Source organism: Pseudonocardia sp. DR1-2, from assembly GCF_023717215.1.
Taxonomy (GTDB): Bacteria; Actinomycetota; Actinomycetes; order Mycobacteriales; family Pseudonocardiaceae; genus Pseudonocardia; species Pseudonocardia alni.
Genome location: NZ_JAMQOF010000009.1, coordinates 1 through 21961 on the forward strand (window position 1 = coordinate 1; position 21961 = coordinate 21961).

Annotated in this window: 27 protein-coding genes and 3 tRNA genes; 12 read left to right on the plus strand and 18 right to left on the minus strand. The window is 74.2% G+C overall.

Annotation, left to right across the window (positions count from 1 at the left end):
• Positions 1 to 314: 314 nt before the first annotated feature.
• Both ND486_RS23825 and ND486_RS23830 read right to left on the minus strand, forming a co-directional pair.
• On the minus strand, positions 315 to 893 hold the full coding sequence (locus ND486_RS23825) for a TetR/AcrR family transcriptional regulator (RefSeq protein ID WP_161152751.1): 579 nt from the start codon (positions 891 to 893) through the stop codon (positions 315 to 317).
• Between the two features lie 64 nt (positions 894 to 957).
• Positions 958 to 2379 (minus strand): aldehyde dehydrogenase family protein, encoded by a 1422-nt coding sequence (locus tag ND486_RS23830; protein WP_251786692.1) that lies wholly within the window; start codon positions 2377 to 2379, stop codon positions 958 to 960.
• Between the two features lie 103 nt (positions 2380 to 2482).
• Between ND486_RS23830 and ND486_RS23835 the strand changes: the two genes are divergently transcribed.
• Genes ND486_RS23835 through ND486_RS23850 form a run of 4 tightly spaced genes read left to right on the plus strand, consistent with a single transcriptional unit; the run spans position 2483 to position 6003 of the window.
• Positions 2483 to 2899, plus strand: coding sequence for an SCP2 sterol-binding domain-containing protein (locus ND486_RS23835; protein WP_062397883.1), 417 nt, complete (start codon positions 2483 to 2485; stop codon positions 2897 to 2899).
• The gene (locus tag ND486_RS23840) at positions 2896 to 3675 is read left to right on the plus strand and encodes a coniferyl-alcohol dehydrogenase (RefSeq protein WP_251786693.1); all 780 of its coding nucleotides are present in this window, start codon (positions 2896 to 2898) and stop codon (positions 3673 to 3675) included. Before ND486_RS23835 ends, ND486_RS23840 begins: the two co-directional genes overlap by 4 nt.
• Before the next feature lie 37 nt (positions 3676 to 3712).
• A complete protein-coding gene (locus ND486_RS29910) occupies positions 3713 to 4987 on the plus strand; it encodes a cytochrome P450 (RefSeq protein ID WP_251786694.1) in 1275 nt (424 codons plus the stop codon).
• Complete coding sequence (locus ND486_RS23850; protein WP_251786695.1) at positions 4984 to 6003, plus strand: LLM class F420-dependent oxidoreductase; 1020 nt, start codon at positions 4984 to 4986, stop codon at positions 6001 to 6003. The genes ND486_RS29910 and ND486_RS23850 overlap by 4 nt, the downstream gene beginning before the upstream one ends.
• Positions 6004 to 6074: 71 nt before the next feature.
• Here the strand turns inward: ND486_RS23850 and ND486_RS23855 are convergent, their stop codons facing one another.
• Positions 6075 to 7181, minus strand: coding sequence for an NDMA-dependent alcohol dehydrogenase (locus ND486_RS23855; protein WP_251786696.1), 1107 nt, complete (start codon positions 7179 to 7181; stop codon positions 6075 to 6077).
• 83 nt (positions 7182 to 7264) lie between these two features.
• A complete protein-coding gene (locus ND486_RS23860) occupies positions 7265 to 8548 on the minus strand; it encodes a HAMP domain-containing sensor histidine kinase (RefSeq protein WP_251786697.1) in 1284 nt (427 codons plus the stop codon).
• Positions 8549 to 8603: 55 nt separating this feature from the next.
• Between ND486_RS23860 and ND486_RS23865 the strand changes: the two genes are divergently transcribed.
• The 4 genes from ND486_RS23865 to ND486_RS23880 all read left to right on the plus strand — a co-directional run bounded on the left by ND486_RS23865 (position 8604) and on the right by ND486_RS23880 (position 11370).
• On the plus strand, positions 8604 to 9281 hold the full coding sequence (locus ND486_RS23865; RefSeq protein WP_251786698.1) for a response regulator transcription factor: 678 nt from the start codon (positions 8604 to 8606) through the stop codon (positions 9279 to 9281).
• Positions 9282 to 9422: 141 nt separating this feature from the next.
• Positions 9423 to 9833, plus strand: coding sequence for a sterol carrier protein (locus ND486_RS23870; protein WP_062397890.1), 411 nt, complete (start codon positions 9423 to 9425; stop codon positions 9831 to 9833).
• A gap of 92 nt (positions 9834 to 9925) precedes the next feature.
• Positions 9926 to 10210, plus strand: coding sequence for a hypothetical protein (locus ND486_RS23875; RefSeq protein ID WP_208818995.1), 285 nt, complete (start codon positions 9926 to 9928; stop codon positions 10208 to 10210).
• Positions 10211 to 10269: 59 nt separating this feature from the next.
• Positions 10270 to 11370: a CaiB/BaiF CoA-transferase family protein gene (locus ND486_RS23880; protein WP_251786699.1), complete on the plus strand. Its 1101-nt coding sequence runs from the start codon at positions 10270 to 10272 to the stop codon at positions 11368 to 11370.
• A gap of 71 nt (positions 11371 to 11441) precedes the next feature.
• Here the strand turns inward: ND486_RS23880 and rplA are convergent, their stop codons facing one another.
• The 14 genes from rplA to rpmG (ND486_RS23950) form a co-directional block, all read right to left on the minus strand.
• Entirely contained in the window at positions 11442 to 12164 is a 723-nt protein-coding gene (rplA, locus tag ND486_RS23885) for a 50S ribosomal protein L1 (protein ID WP_149665504.1), read from the minus strand.
• Between the two features lie 85 nt (positions 12165 to 12249).
• Positions 12250 to 12684 carry a 50S ribosomal protein L11 gene (gene rplK / locus ND486_RS23890; protein WP_073576496.1) on the minus strand — a complete coding sequence of 145 codons (435 nt, stop codon included), beginning with the start codon at positions 12682 to 12684 and terminating at the stop codon, positions 12250 to 12252.
• Between the two features lie 71 nt (positions 12685 to 12755).
• A complete protein-coding gene (nusG, locus tag ND486_RS23895; protein ID WP_226367648.1) occupies positions 12756 to 13694 on the minus strand; it encodes a transcription termination/antitermination protein NusG in 939 nt (312 codons plus the stop codon).
• 58 nt (positions 13695 to 13752) lie between these two features.
• A complete protein-coding gene (secE, locus tag ND486_RS23900; RefSeq protein WP_062397901.1) occupies positions 13753 to 14100 on the minus strand; it encodes a preprotein translocase subunit SecE in 348 nt (115 codons plus the stop codon).
• 132 nt (positions 14101 to 14232) lie between these two features.
• A tRNA-Trp gene (locus ND486_RS23905) sits at positions 14233 to 14308 on the minus strand.
• Positions 14309 to 14417: 109 nt separating this feature from the next.
• Positions 14418 to 14867 carry a MaoC family dehydratase gene (locus ND486_RS23910; protein ID WP_139282878.1) on the minus strand — a complete coding sequence of 150 codons (450 nt, stop codon included), beginning with the start codon at positions 14865 to 14867 and terminating at the stop codon, positions 14418 to 14420.
• The gene (locus tag ND486_RS23915) at positions 14864 to 15331 is read right to left on the minus strand and encodes a MaoC family dehydratase N-terminal domain-containing protein (protein WP_251786700.1); all 468 of its coding nucleotides are present in this window, start codon (positions 15329 to 15331) and stop codon (positions 14864 to 14866) included. The genes ND486_RS23910 and ND486_RS23915 overlap by 4 nt, the downstream gene beginning before the upstream one ends.
• A 26-nt stretch (positions 15332 to 15357) precedes the next feature.
• Positions 15358 to 15525, minus strand: a complete 168-nt coding sequence (rpmG, locus tag ND486_RS23920; protein WP_020623293.1) for a 50S ribosomal protein L33 — start codon at positions 15523 to 15525, stop codon at positions 15358 to 15360.
• Between the two features lie 42 nt (positions 15526 to 15567).
• A tRNA-Met gene (locus ND486_RS23925) sits at positions 15568 to 15643 on the minus strand.
• A gap of 40 nt (positions 15644 to 15683) precedes the next feature.
• Positions 15684 to 15756, minus strand: a tRNA-Thr gene (locus ND486_RS23930).
• 126 nt (positions 15757 to 15882) lie between these two features.
• Positions 15883 to 16188, minus strand: coding sequence for a 30S ribosomal protein S14 (gene rpsN / locus ND486_RS23935; protein ID WP_073576499.1), 306 nt, complete (start codon positions 16186 to 16188; stop codon positions 15883 to 15885).
• Positions 16188 to 16424 (minus strand): 50S ribosomal protein L28, encoded by a 237-nt coding sequence (gene rpmB, locus ND486_RS23940; protein ID WP_179761792.1) that lies wholly within the window; start codon positions 16422 to 16424, stop codon positions 16188 to 16190. The genes rpsN and rpmB overlap by 1 nt, the downstream gene beginning before the upstream one ends.
• Positions 16425 to 16427: 3 nt before the next feature.
• Complete coding sequence (rpsR, locus tag ND486_RS23945; protein ID WP_179761791.1) at positions 16428 to 16670, minus strand: 30S ribosomal protein S18; 243 nt, start codon at positions 16668 to 16670, stop codon at positions 16428 to 16430.
• Positions 16670 to 16837: a 50S ribosomal protein L33 gene (gene rpmG / locus ND486_RS23950; protein WP_020623297.1), complete on the minus strand. Its 168-nt coding sequence runs from the start codon at positions 16835 to 16837 to the stop codon at positions 16670 to 16672. Before rpmG (ND486_RS23950) ends, rpsR begins: the two co-directional genes overlap by 1 nt.
• Positions 16838 to 16918: 81 nt before the next feature.
• Here rpmG (ND486_RS23950) and mrf point away from each other — a divergent pair, with 81 nt between their 5' ends.
• From mrf to ND486_RS29350, 4 genes are all read left to right on the plus strand, one after another.
• Positions 16919 to 18172 (plus strand): ribosome hibernation factor-recruiting GTPase MRF, encoded by a 1254-nt coding sequence (gene mrf, locus ND486_RS23955; protein ID WP_251786701.1) that lies wholly within the window; start codon positions 16919 to 16921, stop codon positions 18170 to 18172.
• Positions 18172 to 18351 (plus strand): 50S ribosomal protein L32, encoded by a 180-nt coding sequence (rpmF, locus tag ND486_RS23960; RefSeq protein ID WP_073576503.1) that lies wholly within the window; start codon positions 18172 to 18174, stop codon positions 18349 to 18351. The genes mrf and rpmF overlap by 1 nt, the downstream gene beginning before the upstream one ends.
• A 91-nt stretch (positions 18352 to 18442) precedes the next feature.
• A complete protein-coding gene (locus tag ND486_RS23965; protein WP_251786702.1) occupies positions 18443 to 18757 on the plus strand; it encodes a hypothetical protein in 315 nt (104 codons plus the stop codon).
• 70 nt (positions 18758 to 18827) lie between these two features.
• Entirely contained in the window at positions 18828 to 21872 is a 3045-nt protein-coding gene (locus tag ND486_RS29350) for a LuxR family transcriptional regulator (RefSeq protein ID WP_285899222.1), read from the plus strand.
• Positions 21873 to 21961 lie beyond the last annotated feature (89 nt).

The window sequence follows — 21961 nt, forward strand, 5'->3', positions numbered from 1 at the left end:
GGTCACGTGTCGCCTCCTCGCGCAATAGACCGACGAACCGCACCGGGGCCCGGGAACGCTGGGGAGCGGGGGCCAGTCGTCGGTGCTGAACGGCACAACGAGTCTGCGCGTCGGGGGTTACTGGCGGGTCGGCGGGGTCGCCGATCGGTGACCATGCCGTAATCTACGTTATGGTTACCGTAGGTTACAGATCTCCGTGCAATGTTGCGGACCGTGGGTAACGGTGCTCCCGGCCGGGTAGCAGGGCTGGTCCGAACGGCCCGATTGCCGCGGTACGACCGGATCGGCGACCACGCCCCCACCCGCTCGGAGGATCACCCGATCGGCGGCGTCACGTGCGGGGCGTGCGACAGGATGAGGCGCTGGTAGTCGTCGAACAGGGCACGCAGGAGGTCCCGGTCGCGGGGGTCGCAGGTCTGCTGGTAGCCGGCCATCAGCGAGATGCCGAACACGGCGAGCCTGCGGGCGTCGTCCGGGTCGGGCACGACGTCGGCCACCACCTGCTCCAGCGCGATCCGGCGCTGCACGTCCACCCGCGCCTGGGCGCGGCCGACCTCGGGGTCGATCTGTGCCCACGCGCGGATCGCGGCCTCGGCGTCGTGCCGCAGGGCCACCGTGAGCTGCTTGACCACGTCGATCCGCTCGACCGGGTCCGCGGTCGCCCGGGCCAGCTCGACGATCCGGTCGGTCTGCTCGGCCTCCCAGTAGCGCAGCAGGCCACGGACGAAGCCCGCCCAGCCGCCGAAGTGGTGGTAGAACGACCCGCTGGTCACGCCGAGCGACCGGCACAACGGACCGATCTTGAGCCCGGCCGCGCCCTCGCGCGCGAGGATCGACATCGCGGCGTCGTAGTACTGCTCGGCAGCGATCTGCCGACCCGCTCTCCTGGCCACCCGCCCGCCCCCTCTCCACGACCCGTGCCGACCCACCAGGGTGCCACGCCGGACGCGTGTCCGATCAGAAGATCCTGCGCAGCAGGCGTTCGGTCCGCCCGTCGTAGGGCGGGTAGACGATGCCGGGATCGGGCCGGGCCGGCTTGCGCAGCACCGCCCGCCGGTGCGAGAAGGTCTCGAACCCGAACCGCCCGTGGTAGGCGCCGGAGCCGCTGCGCCCCACTCCCCCGAAGGGCAGCCGGGGCACCAGCACGTGGAACATCAGGTGGTTGACGACGGTCGCCCCGGCGGGGACCTCGCGGGTGATCCGCTCCGCGGTGCGCGACGAGCCGGTGAACACGTAGGCGGCCAGGGGCTTCGGGCCGGCGTTGACGTGCGCGATCGCGGCGTCGACACCGTCGACGGTCAGCACCGGCAGGATCGGGCCGAAGATCTCCTCGGTCAGCAGCCGGGACCCCGGCCGCGGGTCGAGCACGACCGTCGGCTCCCCGGTGCGGGCCTCCGGGTCGATCGTGCCGCCGGCCACCACGGTGCCCCCGTGGTCGTCGGCGAGCAGGCCCGCGAGCCGCGCCGCCTGCCGGGCGTCGACGATCCGCACACCCCCGCCCGCGCCGCCGCGCATCCGCGCGGTCTCGGCGACGAGCCGCTCGACCAGCTCGTCGCGGACGGCGGAGTCGACGAGCAGGTAGTCCGGGGCGACGCAGGTCTGGCCGGAGTTCATGAGCTTGGTCCAGGCGATCCGGCGCGCGGCGACCTCGACGTCGGCGTCCGCGGCGACGATCACCGGGCTCTTCCCGCCCAGCTCGAGTGTGACCGGGGTCAGGTGCGGCGCCGCGGCGGCCATCACCTTCGCCCCGACCTCCGGGCTACCGGTGAAGAACGCGTGGTCCAGGCCCTGCGCGAGCAGCTCCTGGGTCTCCCCCGGCCCCCCGGTGACGACGGCGACGGCGTCCGGATCGGTGTAGCGCGGCAGCAGCCGGGCGAGCACCTCGGCGGTCGCGGGCGCGTACTCCGACGGCTTCACCACGGCGCAGTTCCCGGCCGCGAACGCGGCGACCAGCGGCGCGAGCGTGAGGTATGCCGGGTAGTTCCACGGCCCGATGACCAGCACGACCCCGAGCGGCTCGTGCACCCAGCGCGCCGACCCCGGTTGCACCGACAGCGGCAGACCGACCCGGTGCGGGCGCATCCAGCGGCGCAGGTGCCTCCGGGCGTGGCGGGACTCCGCGACGGTCGGGGCCAGGTCGGCCATCCATGCCTCGACGCGGGGACGGCCGAGGTCCGCGGCCAGGGCCGCGACGAAGTCGTCCTCGGCCTCGGTGAGCATCCGCTCCAGACCGCCCAGCTGGTGCAGCCGCCAGCTCCGGTCACGGGTCCGGCCACCACGGAACGTGGCGCGCAGCCGGGCCACCTGCTCGGCGACGGACGGCCCGCCGGCGTCCGCTCCCACGGCCCCGGTGGGCCCACCGGTCTCGGTCACGCTCATCGGCGGCTCTCCCACGTCGTCGGGGTCGGGTACTTCCCCAGTAACATAATCTACGTTACGTTCCGGGTACAAGGTCACACACTCACGACGACGTGGAGGAACCGTGCCCGGATTCGCCGACGAGGACGAGCTGTACCGCTACATCGGTGGCATCTTCGAGGCCGCACTGGCCGACCCCGAACTGGAGCCCAAGCTCCGCGGCACCGGACTGGTCCTGCGCCAGCAGTGCACCGATCCCGACTCCGCGCTGATCATCGACCTGCCCGGCGCGAAGGTCTGGAAGGGCTCCGACGCCGGCGCCCCCGAGCCGCAGGCCACGATGACCATGTCCACCGAGACCGCGAACGCCTACTGGCAGGGCACCGTCAACCTGACCTTCGCCATGGCCAAGGGCAAGGTGAAGGTCGACGGCACCGTCACCAAGCTCCTGCAGCTCGCGCCGCTGTCGAAGCGCCTGTTCCCGACCTACGTCGAGCGCCTCAAGGCCGACGGCCGCGAGGACCTCCTGGTCACCACGTGAGCCGCCGGGTACTGGTGACCGGTGCCGCGTCCGGGATCGGCGCCGAGGTCGCACGCCGGTTCGTCGACGCCGGCGACGAGGTCGTCTCGCTGGACCTGAAGGACACCTCCGTCGGCGTCGCGCGGCACGTGCACTGCGACCTGTCCGACGTCGCGTCGATCGACGCCGCCGTCGCCGCCCTGGACGGGGAGTTCGACGCCCTCTGCAACGTGGCCGGGGTCCCCGGCACCGCGCCCGCGGAGCTCGTGCTGCGGGTGAACCTGCTCGGGCTCCGTCACCTCACCGAGTCGGTCGTCGAACGGATCCGCCCCGGTGGCGCGATCGTGAACGTCGCCTCCATCGCCGGCTACGGCTGGGCCGACCGGCTGGCGGCGCTGCGCGAGCTGCTGGCCACCGACACCGTCGACGAGGGGCTCGCCTGGTTCGCCGAGCACCCGCAGGCGGGCAACACCTACAACTTCTCGAAGGAGGCCCTGATCGTCTACACAATGCTCATGGCCCCCGTGTTCGGCGAGAACGGGGTGCGGATGAACGCCGTCTGCCCCGGACCGGTCGAGACGCCCATCCTCGGCGACTTCGAGCAGTCCATGGGCAAGGAGAACCTCGACGCGCTCGCCGCGTTCCTCGGCAGGCACGCGGCCCCCGCCGACATCGCCGGACCGGTGCTGTTCCTGGCCGGCCCGGAGTCCGCCTGGATCAACGGGCACGCGCTCGTCGCCGACGGCGGCATCAGCGGTGCCGTGCTGACGGGCATGATCCCCCCACCCGAGATCTGATCCGGTTCCGACGACGCAACCGCGAGGAGGCAACCCCGTGACCACCACGGAGAAGCGCCCGTACGACCCGCTCGACATCTCCACCCAGGCGTTCTGGGCACAGACCCCGGACGCCCGCGAGGAGCGGTTCGCCGAGCTGCGCCGCGAGCGCCCGCTGTCCTGGCACCCGCCGGCCGAGACCGATCTGCTGCCCGACCCGGACGCCCCCGGGTTCTGGGCGCTGGTCACCCACGCCGACATCCAGGCCGTCAGCCGCGACGCCGAGACCTTCGCGTCCGGCCAGCAGTACGGCGGCGTGATGCTGGAGGACGTGCCCGAGGACATGCTGGAGGCCGCGCACTCCATCCTCGCGATGGACGCACCGCGCCACCACCGCCAGCGCAAGGTCATCAGCTCGGTGTTCACCCCGCGCCGGGTCCGGCAGATCGAGGAGCAGATCGCCGAGCAGGCCCGGCTCATCGTCGACGACCTGCTCGCCGGCGACGGCTCGGCGGACTTCGTGACCGCGGTCGCGGCGCGGCTGCCGATGTGGACGATCTCGCAGATGATCGGCATCCCGCCGGAGAAGCGGCAGGAGGTCGCCGACGCCGCCAACGCCATGGTCGGCTGGAACGACCCGGACTACATCGGCGAGGGCGACCCGATGGCGGTGCTGCTCAACGGGCTGATGACGCTGCACACGGCGTCGTTCGAGCTGTCCGCGCTGCGTCGCGAGTCCCCCGCGGACGACCTGATGACCGCCCTGGTGCAGGCCGAGGTCGACGGCGACGCGCTGACCGACGAGGAGATCGCGGCGTTCTTCGTCCTGCTCTGCGTCGCGGGCAACGACACCACCCGGCAGACCTCCAGCCACGCGATCCTCGCGCTGGACCGCAACCCCGGGCAGAAGCGGCTGCTGACCGAGGAGTTCGACGACCGGATCAAGCCGGCCGTCGAGGAGTTCATCCGCTGGGCCAGCCCCGTGCTGACCTTCCGGCGCACCGCGACCCGGGACACCGAGATCCGCGGGCAGAGGATCGCCGAGGGCGAGCGGGTCGTGATGTTCTACCACTCCGGCAACCGCGACGACGCCGTGTTCGCCGACCCGCACGTCTTCGACATCACCCGCGCCGAGAACCCGCACGTCGGCTTCGGCGGCGGTGGCCCGCACTTCTGCCTGGGCCACCACCTGGCCAAGACCCAGCTGCGGGCGCTGTTCCACCAGCTGCTCACCCGCGTCCCGGACCTGTCGGTCGGCGAGCCGGAGTGGCTGACCGGCAACTTCATCAACGGCATCAAGCGGCTGCCGGTGACCTTCGGGACGGGCACGTGAAGCTCGGTCTGGCACTCGGCTACTGGGGTGCCGGGCCGCCGCCGGGGACCGTGGAGAAGGTCGCCGCCGCCGAGGACCTCGGCTTCGACTCGATGTGGACGGCCGAGGCCTACGGCTCGGACGCGTTCACCCCGCTGTCCTGGCTCGGTTCCCGGACCACGCGGATGCGCCTGGGCACCTCGGTCGTGCAGATGTCCGCGCGCACCCCGACCGCGACGGCGATGGCCGCCATGACCCTGGACCACCTGTCCGGCGGCCGGATGGTGCTGGGCATCGGCGCGTCCGGGCCGCAGGTCGTCGAGGGGTGGTACGGGCAGCCGTACCCGAGGCCGCTGGCCCGCACCCGGGAGTACGTGCGGGTCCTGCGGGACACGATCGCCCGGGAGAAGGTCGGCTCCGACGGGCCGCACTACCCGATCCCGTACCCGGGCGGCACCGGGCTGGGCAAGCCGCTGCGCTCGACGCTGCACCCGTACCGGACCGACCTGCCGATCCTGCTCGCGGCCGAGGGCCCGAGGAACGTGGCACTGGCCGCCGAGATCGCCGACGGCTGGCAGCCGCTGTTCTACGCGCCCCGGCACGACGCGCACTACCGTGAGTCCCTCGACGCCGGGTTCGCCGCCCGCGGCGGGCGCCCGGACGGCTTCGAGGTCGTCTGCATGGTGCAGGTCGTCGTCGACGACGTCGTCGAGGCCGCCGCGGACCGGATCCGCCCGTTCCTCGCGCTCTACATCGGCGGGATGGGCGCCAAGGGCGCGAACTTCCACTACGAGGTCTTCGCCCGCATGGGCTACGACGACGAGTGCGCCCGCATCCAGGAGCTCTACCTGGGCGGGGACAAGGACGCGGCCGCGAAGGCCGTCCCGACCTCGATGGTCGAGCAGGTGGCCCTGATCGGTCCGAAGGCGAAGATCGCCGAGGAGCTGCCGGTGTTCCGCGACTCGCTGGTCACGACGATGGTCGTCGACGGCAGCCCGGAGCAGCTGCGCACCGTGCGCGAGCTCGTCGACGGCTGACCCGCTCCCCCACGCCGACGGCCCCGGTCCCGCTCGTGCGGGCCGGGGCCGTCGGTGCGCGCCGGGGGCGGTCAGTAGCGGATCAGTCCGCGGATGTTGCGTCCGGAACGCATGTCCTCGTAGCCCTCGTTGACCTGGTCGAGGGTGTACTCCTTGGTGATCAGCTCACGGAGCTTGAGGTGGCCGAGGTTGTGCATCTCCAGCAGCCGCGGGATGTCGAACTGGGCCGCGGAGCTGCCGAACAGCGCGCCGCGGATCTGCTTCTCGTAGAGCGTGAGGTCGAGCAGCGACAGCGACGCTGTCTCCTCCTCGGCCCGGGCCAGCGCGGTGACGACGACCCGGCCGCGCTTGCCGACCAGCTGCAGCGCGGGCTGCAGGTCCTCGCCCATCGCGACGCCCGTGCACAGGACCGCCGCCTCGGCCATCTGCCCGCGGGTCACCTCGCTGACGATCTCCCAGGCCTCGTCGATGCTCGCCGCGACGTGCGTGGCGCCCAGCTCGCGGGAGCGCTCCCGCTTGTGCTCGACCGGGTCGACGGCCACGACGTACCGGCAGCCCGCCGCCCGGGCGCCCTGCACCGCGTTCGCGCCGATGCCGCCGATCCCGATGACCACGGCGGTGTCCCCGGCCCGCAGGTCCGCGGTGCGCACCGACGAGCCGAAGCCGGTGGTGACGCCGCAGCCGACCAGCGCGGCCAGGTCCAGCGGGAAGCCCTCGTCGATCTTCACGGCGGACTTCACCGGGACCACGGTGTCCCGGGCGAACGTGCCGAGCAGGCACATCTGGCCCAGGTCCTCGCCACGGGCGTGGAACCGGTAGGTGCCGTCGAGCTGCGGGCCGAGGGTGGCGCCGGCGCCGTCGTTGCAGAGGTTCGGCTGGCCCTTGGAGCAGTACGGGCAGCGCCCGCAGGAGGGCAGGAAGGTCATGACGACCGGGTCGCCGACCTCGAGCTCGGTGACGCCCGGGCCGACCTCGATGACCCGGCCCGCGCCCTCGTGGCCGCCGACCATCGGCAGGACCGCGGGCAGGTCACCGGTGACGAGGTGCTCGTCGGAGTGGCACAGCCCCGATGCGGTCAGCTCGACCATCACCTCCCCGGCGTTCGGGGAGTCGAGCTCGACCTCCTCGATCTCCCACTTGCCACCGGGTTCCCACAGCACCGCTGCCGTCGTACGCATGGCGGTCGATCCTGGCCGTGCGGAGACCTCCGGCACAGCCGTCGCCCGCGCCAGCGCTGGCCCCCGGGTGCCAGGGGAGGTCCTCAGGCGCCGGCGAGCGGCAGGGTGAGCCGGGCGACCAGCCCGCCGCCCTCACGCGGGAGCAGGCTCAGCTCACCGTCCATCGCGGACGCGAGTGCCTCGGCGATCCACAGGCCCAGCCCGGCGGTACCGCGGCGCTCTCCCAGCGCGACGCCCTTGGCCGTCACGACGCCCTCCTGACCCGCGGGCAGCCCGGGCCCGCGGTCGCGGACCTCGGCGGTGAGCACGGCGCCGTCGTGGGCCAGGTGCAGCTCCACGACCTCGTCACCGGAGTGCCGGGCGGCGTTCTCGGCCAGGTTGGTGAGCATCCGGCGCAGCCGCTGCGGGTCGCAGTGGACCGCGGCCCCGGCCGGTTCGACGACCGGGTGCCGCCGGTGCGCGGCGATCCCGGCGGCGTCGAGCACGGCGTCGGCCAGCTCGGCGAGCGCGACGCGGCGGGGCCGGTCGCGCCCGAGCGGGCTGCCGTCGGCGACGGCCAGGTCGGCCAGCCCGTCGAGCATGTCCTGGAGGTGGGCGGCGTGGTCGGCGAGCAGCCGCGACGCCCGCCGGGCGGCGTCCCCGCCCAGCCTGCCCGCGGCGAGGTCGGCCGACAGCGCGGTCAGCGAGGCGACCGGGGTCCGGAACTCGTGCAGCACGACGCGGGCCCCGTCGAGCCGGGCCCGGCTCTGGGACACGATCCGGTCCCGCAGCGCGCGCTCGGACAGGTAACGCTCGTGCTCGCTCTCGGCCCGGGCCCGGGTGGTGGCGATGTCGGCGAGCTGGCGTTCCAGCAGGCGCACGAGCACCCCGGTGAGCACCGCCGTCGCGAACAGGAAACCGGTCCACCACAGTCCCGCGACGACCGCGGCGCCGAGCGTGACCCCCGGGGCGGAGCCGAGCAGCGCCGCCGCGGTGTAGCCGAAGCCGAGACCGAGCGCGACGAGCTGCCCGAGCCGGTGCCCGCCGCGCAGCGCGATCGCGATGACGACCAGCGGCAGCGCGGCCACCATCGGGCTCGCCACCCCGCCGGTGAGTCCGCAGGCGAGCAGGGCGAGCAGACCGTCGATCCCGGTCAGCACGGCCGGCGGGACGGGCAGCCGCCCGCGGAGCACGGAGACGACGCCGAGCGCGGCAGCGTAGACCGCGCTCAGGCCGATCAGGACGGCGGCCACGACCGGCCGGCCCCCGGCGAGGTCCGGCCGGGCCACCAGCAGGCCGACCGCACCGAGCACGACGCAGATCCTCAGGACGACGGCCTGGCGCTCCTCCCGGGTGCGTTCGGGCAGTTCACCGGCGGGCGCGGTCACGGTCGGGGCCTCTCGGGAGCGGGCGGGGTCGGCGGCCACACTAGGCTCACCGACCATGCCGCCGCCCGTGCCGACAGCGCCGCACGTGGTCGTCATCGTCGACGACCACGCCCTGTTCGCACAGGGCCTCGCCCTGCTGCTGGAGTCCCGCGCCGGGGACACCTTCCGGGTCGCGGGCTCGACCACCGCCGGGGAGGACGCCGTCGCGCTGGTCGGGAGGCACCGGGCCGGGATCGCGATCGTCGACCTCGCGCTACCCCCGCTGGGCGGGGTGGAGACGATCCGCCGGGTCAAGGCCGCCTACCCCGGCACGCGGGTGCTGGCGCTGTCGGGCACCGAGGACCTCGACCTCGCCGCCGCCGCGATGCGCGCCGGCGCCGACGGCTACCTGGGCAAGTCCGCCGACCCGGAGGTGCTGGTCGCGCCGCTGCTGTCGATCGCGGCCGGGGTGCGGGTACTGCGTGCGGAGCTGCTCGACGCGCTGCTCGTCGCGGCCGACCGCACCGCCGACGGCCTGCTCGACCGGCTCGGTGAGCGCGACATCGAGCTGTGGACGCTGCTGGCACGGGGCCTGGAGACCGCCGACATCGCCCGCCCGATGCTGGTCAGCGAGCGCACCGCCAAGCGCATGATCGCCTCGCTGCTGCACAAGCTGGGCGCGGCGAACCGGATCGAGGCGGCCGCGCTGGCGGGGCGCTGCGGCCTGCTCGACGAGCACCCGGCCGGTCGCTGAGGTCCGCGCCGGCACGCCGCACGGCCCGGACGGGCCAAGCCTGGCCCGGTGATCGGCTGCGCGCCCCGGACGGCGCGGGACAGACTCGCCGCGACGTGCCGGGCGGCATCCTGCCCGGCCACATCTCGCAAGGAGGCGCTGATGGCCGTGTTCGCCGACGAGGCCGAGGTCTACGAGTACCTGGGCGGGGTGTTCCGGATCGGGATGGCCGACCCGGACCTGGTGGCGAAGCTGCAGCCGTCCGGGGTCGTCCTGCGGATCACGTACACGAACCCGGACGCCGTCCTGACCGTGGACATGCCGAACTCCGAGATCCACACCGGCGCCGGGCAGGGCCCCGACCCGAACATCGAGCTGTTCATGTCCGCCGACACCGGCAACCGGTTCTGGCTGGGCAAGGTCATCCTCCCGGTCGCGATGGCCAAGGGCGACGTCCGCGCCAAGGGCCCGGTCTCGAAGGTCCTCAAGCTGCTGCCGATCGCCAAGCAGCTCTTCGGCCCGTACAAGGCGAAGCTCGAGGCCGAGGGCCGCGAGGACCTGCTGAAGGCCTGACCACGATCGGGTGAAGACCCCCGGCCGTCGGGCCCGCCACGACGGCGCCCGGCGAGACTGGGGGTCGACCCCACCCGACGGAGGCGCCGGCGATGGACAACATCTGGCTGGACGTGCACGCCTGGCAGCCCCTGCGGGGCGTGCTGCACCGGATGACCGAGATCGAGTGCGACGCACCCGACCCGCTGCCCCGAGACTTCGACGAGTGGCACGGCTGGGCCGAGGCCTGCCTGCTGGAGGTCGCGACGCGCGACGGCTGGCAGCACGGCCGCTACGCCTACACGATCCAGGAACGGGACACGACCGACCATCCCGTCCGTGAGATCGGCAAGGACATCTGGGACTACGAGGAGCCGGCTCGCGAGTCGACCGGCTGAGCACCGGCGCCGGGTCGCTACCGTCGCCGGGAACCATTCGCGCGACGGGGAGGTCCACGGTGACACGGGGCAAGGGTCCGCTGGCCGGACTGAAGGTGATCGAGCTGGCCGGGATCGGGCCGGGGCCGCACGCGGCGATGATCCTGGGCGATCTCGGGGCGGACGTCGTGCGCATCGACCGGCCCTCGGGCGGGCTGAAGCTCGGGTCCGACGCGGTGCCCGACCCGACGGCGCGCGGCCGGCGCTCGGTCACCGCGGACCTGAAGGACCCGGCGGGCCGGGAGACCGTGCTGCGGCTGGCCGAGTCCGCCGACGTCCTCCTGGAGGGCTACCGGCCGGGCGTCACCGAGCGCCTCGGCGTCGGCCCCGAGGACTGCCACGCCCGCAACCCGCGCCTGGTCTACGGGCGGATGACCGGCTGGGGCCAGGACGGCCCGATGGCGCCGCGCGCCGGGCACGACCTGAACTACATCTCGCTGACCGGTGCGCTGCACGCGATCGGCCGCGCCGGGGAGCGCCCGGTCCCGCCGCTGAACCTGGTCGGGGACTTCGGCGGCGGGTCGATGCTGCTCGTCGTCGGCGTGCTGGCCGCGATCTGGGAGGCGAAGGCCTCCGGGCAGGGCCAGGTCGTCGACGCCGCCATGGTCGACGGCGTCAGCGTGCTGAACCAGATGTTCTGGGGCTTCCTGGCCCAGGACGCCTGGGTCGACGAGCGCGACTCCAACCTGCTCGACGGGCACGCCCCGTTCTACGACACCTACACCTGCGCCGACGGCGGGCACATGGCCGTCGGGGCGCTGGAGCCGCAGTTCTACGCCCAGCTCGTCGCCGGCCTGGGGCTCACCGAGGACGAGCTCGGCCCGCAGTACGACCGCGGCGGCTGGCCGGCCATGCGGGCCCGGTTCGCCGAGGTGTTCGCCTCCAAGCCCCGCGACGAGTGGGCCGCGGTCTTCGAGGGCACCGACGCCTGCACCACCCCGGTGCTGTCGTTCGCCGAGGCCCGCGAGAACGCGCACCTGACCGCGCGCGGCACCATCGTCACCTCCGACGGCGTGCCCCAGGCCGCCCCGGCACCGCGTTTCTCCCGCACGCTCACCGAGACCGCCGGTCGCGGCACCGGCCCGGAGAGCGTCGAGGACGTCCTGCGCGACTGGGCCTGACCCCGCACACGACGACGCCCCCGGTTCCGCAGGGAACCGGGGGCGTCGTCGGGTCAGCGCTGATCAGACGATCAGTCGGTCTCCTCGTCCGCGACCAGCAGGTTGCGGGTGCGGTTCGGGTCCACCGGGATGCCCGGCCCGGTGGTGGTGGAGACGGTGATCTTCTTGACGTAGCGGCCCTTGGCGGCCGACGGCTTGAGCCGCAGGATCTCGTCATAGGCGGCGCCGTAGTTCTCCACCAGCTTCTCGGTGTCGAACGAGGCCTTGCCGATGACGAGGTGCAGGTTGGCCTGCTTGTCGACCCGGAAGTTGACCTTGCCGCCCTTGATCTCGTTGATGGCCTTCGTGACGTCCGGCGTCACGGTGCCCGTCTTCGGGTTCGGCATCAGGCCACGCGGGCCGAGGATGCGGGCGATGCGGCCGACCTTGGCCATCTGGTCCGGGGTCGCGATGGCGGCGTCGAAGTCGAGCCACCCGCCCTGGATCCGCTCGATGAGGTCCTCGGCGCCCACGGCGTCGGCGCCGGCGGCCTCGGCCTCGGCGGCCTTGTCACCGGTGGCGAACACGATCACCCGGGCGGTCTTGCCGGTACCGTGCGGCAGGTTCACGGTGCCGCGGACCATCTGGTCCGCCTTGCGGGGGTCGACGCCCAGCCGCATCGCGACCTCGACGGTCGCGTCGGTGTTCTTGCTGGACGTCTCCTGGGCCAGCTTCGCCGCCGAGAGCGGCGAGTAGAGGCGGTCCGCGTCGATCTTCGCGGCGGCCTCACGGTAGGCCTTGCTGCGCTGTGCCATCTGTCCTCGTCTCCTTAGAGAGGTCAGGTCGTGGTCGGAGCCGCGCCCGGCTCTCCCACGCGTACGGGTGGTGTGGGGGGCTCGCTCAGCCGTCGACCGTGATGCCCATCGACCGGGCGGTGCCGGCGATGATCTTGGCGGCCTGGTCGAGGTCGTTCGCGTTCAGGTCGTTCATCTTGACCTGGGCGATCTCCCGGACCTGGGCCATGGTCACGCTGGCGACCTTGGTCTTGTGCGGCTCGCCGGAGCCCTTCTCGACACCGGCCGCCTTGAGCAGGAGCCGCGCCGCGGGCGGGGTCTTCAGCTCGAAGGAGAACGACCGGTCCTCGAAGACCGAGATCTCGACCGGCACGATGTTGCCGCGCTGGGCCTCGGTCGCCGCGTTGTAGGCCTTGCAGAACTCCATGATGTTGACGCCGTGCTGGCCCAGTGCGGGGCCGACCGGCGGGGCCGGCGTCGCTGCGCCTGCCTGGATCTGGAGCTTGATGATCGCGGAGAGCTTCCGCTTCTTGGGGGGCATGTCCGTTCCTCAGTGATCGATGTGCACGCCGCGCGGCCCTGCCATGCCGCGGACGTTCCTCACGGGTGCGATCAGATCTTGGAGACCTGGTTGAACCCGAGCTCGACCGGGGTCTCCCGGCCGAAGATCGAGACCAGCACCTTGAGCTTCTGGGCGTCGACGTTGACCTCGGAGATGCTCGCGGGGAGCGTGGCGAACGGGCCGTCCATGACGGTGACCGACTCGCCGACCTCGAAGTCGACCTCGATGGTGGGGGCGCCGCCGGACGAGCCGGAGCCGCCGCCGGACGCGGTCCTGCCGGCCTCGGCCTCCTTCTTGGGGGCCTCGACCTTCGGCAGCAGGAACTTCACGACCTCGTTGATCGTCAGCGGCGACGGCTTGGACGTCGCGCCGACGAAACCGGTGACGCCCGGCGTGTTCCGCACCGCGCCCCAGGACTGGTCGTTGAGCTCCATCCGCACCAGGATGTAGCCGGGCAGCACCTTGCGCTGGACCTTCTTGCGCTGCCCGTTCTTGATCTCGGTGACCTCCTCGGTGGGCACCTCGACCTGGAAGATGTAGTCCTCGACGTCCAGGGTCTGCGCCCGGGTCTCGAGGTTCGACTTCACCTTGTTCTCGTAGCCCGCGTAGGAGTGGACGACGTACCAGTCGCCGGGCGCGCGACGCAGTGCGGCGCGCAGCTCCTCCTCCGGGTCCACGTCCTCGGCCGGCTCCTCCGCGACGGCGTCGGCACCCTCGGTGTCGGCGTCCCCGGAGTCGGCGTCGTCCGCGTCCCCGGCGGTCGGGACCGTCTCGCCCTCGCCGTCCAGCGTCTCCGCCTCGGCGCCGGGGGTGCTGTCGTCGTCGGCCTCGGTGTAGTCGCCGGAGACGGCGTCCTCACCGTGCGCCGCCTCGACGTCGGCGTCCTGGACGGACTGCTCGGGCAGCGTCTCGTCGGCCGCGTTCTCGGCGACGGCGTCGATCGCGGCCTCGTCGGCCGCCTCGTCGTACGCCTTGCTGTCGGAGGTCACGTCCTACTCGCTTCCATTGTTCGGTGTCGGTCGGAGCCGGTCGGCGTTCGTACTCGCGTCAGTTGCCGAACAGCAGGGCGACGCCCTCGGCGAACGCCGAGTCCAGCACGAACACCAGCGCCACCATGATCGACACGAAGATCAGGACCGCGATGGTGTACTTCACCATCTGGCCGCGGTCGGGCCAGATGACCTTGCGGAGCTCGGCGACGACCTCCCGCAGGAACCGGGCGAGCCGGGCGAAGAGCGACGGCTTCTTCTCCTTCGTCGCCGCGGTGGCGCGGGTCGGGGTGGCACGGCCCTTGCCGGGGGTGCTCGCGGAGCCGGAGGCCCGCCGCCCACGACGGTCGGCGGCGTTGCTCGGGCGCTCCCGCCCGGGCCGCTCCGACTCGTGCTCGTCGCTCACGCGTGTCGCCCTCCGCACGTGGCGGGCGTCCGCCCGCCCTCGGTCACGTCCTCCGCTTCGGGAGAACCCTCGTCGCTTCGCCGTCCGTGCCGTCGGCCGCGCCGCCGTGATCTCCGGCGGCCTGCGGCGTCGTGGCAGGGGTGACAGGACTTGAACCTGCAACCTGCGGTTTTGGAGACCGCTGCTCTGCCAATTGAGCTACACCCCTTTGCCCCGATCCGCCACGTGGCGGCGGGGCGGACGCAACGGATCATCCGGTGCGTCCGGCTGGAACGAGTGTACGCACCCGCTTCCGCGGGCCCGTACCCCGGGTCGCCTCACCCCGGGAGGACGACCTCGGCGCGGGCGCGGCCGAGCACCGTCTTCCCCTCGAAGGCCGCCTTGAGATCGACGACGGCGATCCGCTCCCCGCCCTCCTCGCGCACCTCGGCGACGGTGCCGGAGAGCTCGACGGTGGCGCCGGCGTCGTCGTCCGGGACGACGACGGGCCGCGTGAAGCGGGTGCCGTAGCTGCGGATCGCGGCCGGGTCCCCGGTCCACGCGGTCAGCACGCGGCCGGCGAGGGCCATCGAGAGCATCCCGTGCGCGATCACACCGGGCAGCCCGGCGACCGCGGCGACGCGGTCGCTCCAGTGGATCGGGTTGAGGTCGCCGGAGGCACCGGCGTAGCGCACCAGGTCGGCGCGGGTGACCTGCACGGTCAGCGACGGCAGCGCGTCGCCCTTGGCGCAGGCGGCGGCGGTCTGCGGGGTCAGCGGTGCACTCACGCGTCCCCCTCGTCGCCCGCGTCCTCACCGGCGGGGCTGACCAACATCGAGTGCGTGGTCGCCACCGGCTCGCCCGCCGCGTCGGTGACCTCGCAGCGCAGCGTCAGCATGTGGTTGCCGGCCCGGGTGCGCAGCTCGTCGACGTGCAGCACCGTGGTGAGCTCGTCACCGGCGACGACCGGCCTGCGGAACGTGATCCGCTGGTCCCCGTGGACCATGCGGGTGTAGTCCCACCCGAAGGCGGGCTCCCGGAGGAAGCCCTCGATGACCGGCATCGTGAAGCAGGTCGGGAACGTCGGCGGGGCCACCAGGTCCGCGTGGCCCGCGGCACGTGCCGCGTCCACGTCACGGAAGAGCGGATCGCCGTCACCGATGGCGACGGCGAACTCGCGGATCTTCTCGCGACCGACCTGGTACGGCCCGACCGGGTCCGAGCTGTGCCCGACCCAGGACTGGTCGACCACTGTCAGCTCCGGGAGTCGCTACGCACTCAGCGGGTCTCGCGGTGCGCCCGGTGGGTGCCGCAGTTCGGGCAGAACTTCTTGATCTCGAGCCGGTCGGGGTCGTTCCGCCGGTTCTTCTTGGTGATGTAGTTGCGGTGCTTGCACTCCTCGCAGGCCAGAGTGATCTTCGGCCGCACGTCCGTGGCCTTGGCCATCGCGGGTGCCTCCCAGCATGTCTCGTGAATGATGCGCCAACGTGGTGACGATGGCCGGACTTGAACCGGCGACACAGCGATTATGAGCCGCTTGCTCTACCAACTGAGCTACACCGTCATGCAAGAAGCCCCGCCGCATGCGGCGAGGCCCCTTGTAGAGCCCCCTTACGGAATCGAACCGTAGACCTTCTCCTTACCATGGAGACGCTCTGCCGACTGAGCTAAGGGGGCGGCAGCACCGGTGTCACGCGGGCCCGAGGGCCTCGCTCTCACCGACGGGAAGAACTTTACACCGGGGTCCCGGGCCCCCGAACGGGGGGTCCCGGAACCCGGTTCCTGCAGGTCAACCGCTGTTCGTCACCAGCTCGACTTGCGGACACCCGGCAGTGCGCCGTCGTGTGCGAGCTCGCGCAGCCGGACCCGGGACACCCCGAACTTGCGGAGGTGCCCGCGGGGACGCCCGTCGACCGAGTCGCGGTTGCGGACCCGGGTCGCGCTGGCGTCGCGTGGCTGGCGGCGCAGCTCGGCGACCGCGGCGGCCCGCTCCGGCTCCGGCGTCGACGGGCGGGCGATGAGCGCCTTGAGCTCGGCCCGCCGCTCGGCGTAGCGGGCGACGATCTCCTTGCGCCGCTCGTTCTTCGCGATCTGTCCGGTCGTGGCCATCAGACCTTCACCCCGTTCGCCCGGATCTTCGCCACCGCGGCGGAGACGCCGATCCGGTCCACCGTCCTGATCCCCTTCACCGAGAGCGTGAGCCGCACCCAGCGGTTCTCCTCGGCCAGCCAGTAGCGGCGGGTCTGCACGTTGGGGTCCCAGCGCCGGCTGGTGCGCCGGTGGGAGTGCGAGACCGACTTGCCGAAGCCCGGCTCGCGGCCGGTCAGGTCACAGCGCTTCGCCATCGCTCACCGTCCCGCGTGCGGGTAGGGCAGCAGGGCCATCTCCCGCGCGTTGCGGATCGCGGTGGCCACCTGCCGCTGCTGCTGGCCGGTGAGTCCGGTCACCCGGCGGGCGCGGATCTTGCCGCGGTCGGAGATGAACGTGCGCAGCAGCGCGGCGTCCTTCCAGTCCACGTGCTCGATCCCCCGCTGCTTCAACGGGTTGGCCTTGCGTCGCGGCGCGCGCACCGGCTTGGGACGTGCGGGCATCAGCGCTCCTCCTTGAACTCGACGTGCCTGCGCACCTTCGGGTCGTACTTGCGCAGGACCAGGCGGTCCGGGTCGTTGCGGCGGTTCTTGCGGGTCACGTAGGTCGTGCCCGTCCCCGCCGTCGAGCGCAGCTTCACGATCGGCCGGACGTCGGTCGACTTGGCCATCGCGCCCCTCCTCTCAACATGGGAATCGTTTTCGTTTACGCTACACCGGACCGCGACCACGTCCGACTCCGGGAGGAAGACATGACCGAGCTGGTGGTCCTGTGCGGGACCGAGCCCGACGGGGTGGAGCGGACGATCACGCGGATGCGCGAGCTGGACCCGGGTGTCGTCGTGCTCCACCACGACCTGCGTGATCTCGGCCGCGGTGTGGTGCACCGGCGGCTGCGGGACGCGGGCCGCGACGAGCGCACCGTGCTGGAGCTCGCCCACGGCTGTGTGAGCTGCACCATCCGCGAGGACGTGCTGCCGACCCTGGCCGCGCTGGCCGGGACGGTGGACCGGGTGGTGCTGCACCTGGACCCGCGCCTGGAGCCGGAGCCGGTGTGCTGGGCGCTGGGGGCGGTGGTGTTCGAGCCGCCGGGTGGCGGCGAGGCCTGCACCGCGACCGACCTCGTCGACCTGCGCGGCGTGGTGGCCGTGCTCGACCCGGACCACTGGCTGGACGACGCCACCGGGGACGCGACCCTGCCCGAGCGCGGGCTGTCCACGCTGCCCGACGACGAGCGGACCGTCGCCCAGCTCGCCGTCGGGCAGGCCGAGTTCGCCGACGTCCTGGTGCTGACCCGCGCGGTCGGGCCCGGGGGCGCGGACCGGACCGCCGCCGTCCTGGACCGGCTGTGCCCGACCGCACCCCGGCTGCTCGCCGGGCGGGCCGACCACCGGGTCTTCTGCGACGGGCTCGACCCCGCGTCCCGCCGCGGTGTCCCGGGCGGGGTGCACGACCCGCTGCTGCGCGGGACACCCCCGCTGGAGGCCGACAGCGGCGTCCGCACCCTGCTGTTCTCCGCCCGACGCCCGTTCCACCCGGACCGGCTGCACGACGCGATCGACAGCCTGCTCGACGGCGTCGTGCGGGCCCGCGGCCGGGTCTGGCTCGCCACCCGTCCCGACGCGGTGCTGTGGGTGGAGAGCGCGGGCGGCGGCATGCGGATCGGCCACGCCGGCGACTGGCTGGCCGGCGCCGACGAGCAGGCGTGGACCGAGGCCGGCGACCAGCGCCGGGCGCTGGCCGCCCTGGCCTGGCACCCGCGCTGGGGCGACCGCGCCCAGGACATCGTCGCGATCTGCCACGACGCCGACCCCGACGAGATCGACGCCGCCCTGCGCTCCGCGCTGCTCACCGACGCCGAGATCGCCGCGGGCGAGGACGCCTGGGCCGCCCTGCCCGACCCGTTCGGCTGGGCCCACGACGAGCCCTGCGCCGAGTCCGAGCCCGTGGGGCCCGCCGTCCTGGACGACCCCACCGTACGTTCCGACCGAGAAGGAGACCTCTGATGGCCGTTCCCAAGCGACGGACGTCGCGATCGAACACCCGGCACCGCCGGTCGCAGTGGAAGGCGACCACACCCGACCTGGTGCCGCTCACCCTGGAGGGGCGCCGTCACCTGGTGCCGCGCGCCCTCGTCCCGGCCTACCGCCGGGGCCTGCTGCCCCCGCCCGCCGGACGGGGCTGAGGGCACCCCTTACCCGCGGGCCCCGGGCGGCCCGCGGGACGGCGTGATCGCCCGATGCCCCGGCCGGCCCCTCAGCCGCAGTGTCGTCGTCATGCTGATGACGCACATCCCGATGGACCATCTCGTCGCCCTCGCCGAGCAGCGGCAGGCCCGGCTGCGGGAGGAGGCGGACCGGTATCGCACGGAGCGGCTGGCGCGCGGCGCCGCCGGCCCGTCGCCGGTGGGACGGCTGTGGCTGCGGCTGCGGGCCCGGCTCACCGCCCGGCGGCCGGGCCCCCGCGGGACCGCCGTCGCCGGACCGGCACCGCACCGGGCACCCCACCCGGCGGGCCCCCGCGGCGCGGTAGGGGCCGGGCGGGACCCGGCGGCACCGGACGGGCAGGTCCCGGCCGGGCCGCGTGCCTGAGCCGCGCGGACGGTCCGGTGCCGCCGTCGCGTCCCCGGGGGTGTCGGTGGCCCGTGCCACGATGCGCTCCATGACGGCGGGAGCGACCCACGGGGACGGCGCGACCGGCCCGGACTCGGACGAGCTGGTGGGCCGCGCGGACGAGCTCGCCGGTCTGCTCCGCGACCTCGACGCCGCCCGGGCCGGGCGGGCCCGCGCCGTGCTGCTCGCCGGGGAGGCGGGGATCGGCAAGTCCCGGCTCGCCACCGCACTCGGCCGGGCCGCCGCGGGGGCGGGCGCGCAGGTCGTCGTCGGGCGGTGTCTCGACGCGGGCGGCGCCGCACTCCCCTACCTTCCCTTCTCCGAGGTGCTCGACGCGCTGGCCCGGGCGGGCACCGCGCTGCGGCCGGTGCTGCACGGGCTGCTGCCCGGCGCGGCGGAGGCACCCCGTCCCGCGGCGGGCGACGGGGACTCCGGGCGCCTGCAGGTGTTCGACGCGGTGGCCGGTGCCGTGCGCGACGCGGCCGCGACGGCGCCGCTGCTGGTCGTGCTGGAGGACCTGCACTGGGCGGACCGCTCCACCCGCGAGCTGCTCGCGTTCCTGCTCGCCCGGCTGGGCTCGCAGCGGCTGCTGGTGCTGGGCACCTACCGCTCCGACGACCTGCACCGCAGGCACCCGCTGCGTGCGTCGCTGGCCGAGCTCATCCGGCTGCCCGCCGTCCGCCGGGTCGAGCTGGGCCCGCTCACGCCCGACGCCGTACTGGCCCTGGTCCGGGCCCGGGCGGCCACCGGGGCTGTCGACGAGACCACCCTGCGCCGGATCGCCGCCCGCAGCGAGGGGAACGCCTTCTACGCCGAGGAGCTGGTCGCGGCGGGGTCCGACGGCCTGCCGGGCGGCCTGGCCGACGTTTTGCTCACCCGGCTGGACCGGCTCGGCGGACCGGCGCGCGAGGTGCTGCGGGTGGCCTCGCTGGCCGAGCGGAGCATCCCCCACGACCTGCTGCGCGACGCGGCCGAGCTGTCCGCGGCCGACCTGGAGGCGGGGCTGCGGGAGGCGGTGTCGCACCACCTGCTCGTCCCGGACCCGGCGCCCGGCGCGGAGTCCTACGCCTTCCGGCACGCCCTGCTCCGCGAGGCCGTGCACGACGACCTGCTCCCGGGCGAGCGGGTCCGGCTGCACGCCCGGCTCACCGCGCTGCTCGCCCGCCGGGCCGGCGACCCCGGGGTGGCCGCCGCGCTCGCCCGGCACGCGCTGGCCGCCCACGACCTGCCGCAGGCGCTCGCGGCGTCGGTGCGCGCCGCCGAGGAGGCCCACCGTAGGCACGGCCCGGCCGAGATGCTGGCCCACGCCGAGCGGGCCCTGGAGCTGTGGTCCGCCGTCGAGGACCCCGAGCGGCTCACCGGGGTCACCGAGAGCGCGCTGACCCGGGAGGCGGCCTGGGCGGCGAGCGCCTCGGGCGACCAGGAACGGGGCATCGCCCTCGGGGCCCGCGCGGTCCGGGTCGCCGACCTCGGCGAGGATCCGCGGGCCAGGGCCGGGGCGCGGCGGCACTACGCGATGCGGCTGCTCGACAGCGGGTCCCGGGTGGACGCGGCGGTGGCAGCGGCCACCGAGGCCGTCGAGCTGCTGACCGCCGGCCCGCCCGGCACGGAGCTCGCCTGGGCGCACGCCGTGCTCGCGCGGGCACACCTCAACGCCGACCACGCCGAGCCCGCCTGGTCACACGCCCGCGCGTCGCTCGCGGCGGCCCGTGCCGTCCACGACATCGCGCCACCGGCGGAGGGGTCGGCCGCCTACCGCGACCTCAGCGCGGTCTGCGCGGACGCGCTGATCACCCTGGCCTTCTGCGCCCGGATGGAGGGGGACCCGCAGGCGGCCCGGGACCGGCTCGCCGGGGCGTCCTCGCTGGCCGCCGCGTCGGGGAACCGGGTCGTCGAGCTGCGGACGGTGTGGAACCGCGGGGTGTCGTTCATCGAGGACGGCCTGCTCGACGCCGCCGCGGACGAGCTCGCCGAGGGAGCCCGGCGGGCCGCCGCGTACGGCCTGCTCCGGGGCCGGTACGGCCTGGAGTTCCGGATCGCGCAGGTCCGCGTCGACGTCCAGCGCGGGGAGTGGGACGCCGCCGTCCGGACCGCCGCGGACGTCGACCCCACGCTGCCGCTGCGCGTCACCGGGCAGCTGGCGGTGGCGGGGGCGCTGGTCGGCGTGGCCCGCGGCGACCTCGACGGCGCCGAGGAGCTGCTCTCCCTGCTGGCCACCGAGCCACCGGTGCACGACCAGGCCGCGCTGCTGCAGGGCGTCGTCGGGGCCGAGTCGGCGCGCTGGCGGGGCGACCCGGCCCTGGCCGTGGACCGCGTCGCCACCGCGCTCGGGGTGCTGCGGGCGGAGTACCCGCACCACCTCGGCGAGCTGGCGCTGTGCGCACTGGGCGCCGCGGCCCGTGCCGACCTCGCGGAGGCCGCCCGCACCGCGGGCGACCCGGCGGGGGCCGAGGCGCACGCCGGGGCGGCGGCCGGCCTCGCCGACGAGGCCGCGCTCACCGCCGAGCGCGGCCTGCCCCGCGGGACCGCCGTCGGGCCGGAGGGCCGGGCGTGGCTGGCCCGGGCCCGCGCCGAGGCTGCCCGGGCCCACGGCGAGGCGGCACCACAGGTCTGGGACGCCGTCGTGGAGACCTTCGCCGGGTACGGCGACGGCTACCGCGCCGCGGAGGCCCGGTGGCGGCGGGCCGAGGCCCTGCTCGGGCGGGCGCACCGCGGTGGCCCCGGCACCGACGGCGAGGCCGACCGCCGCGCCGCCGCGGAGGACCTGGCCGTCGCCGCGACCGGGGCCGACCGGCTCGGGGCGCGCCCGCTCGCCGGGGCCGTCGCCGCGCTGCGGCTGCGGGCCGGCGACGGCGGTCCCCGGCCCGCACCGCCGTCGGGCGCGGGTGGTTCGCCGCTCACCCCGCGCGAGCACGCGGTGCTGGAGCTGGTCGCGCACGGGCTGACCAACCGGGCCGTCGGCGAGCGGCTGTTCATCTCCGAGAAGACCGTGAGCGTGCACCTGTCCCGGGCGATGGCGAAGCTCGGCGCCTCCGGCCGCGCCGAGGCGGTCGCCCTCGCGCACTCCCGGGGTCTGCTCAGCCCCCGCGACTGAGGGCCGGGGCCCGCCGGTCTGTCCCCTCCGGACCGGACCAGGCCCGTGCGGGCCGTGACGTGTGCCACCCGCCGTGCCTAGGGTCGGTC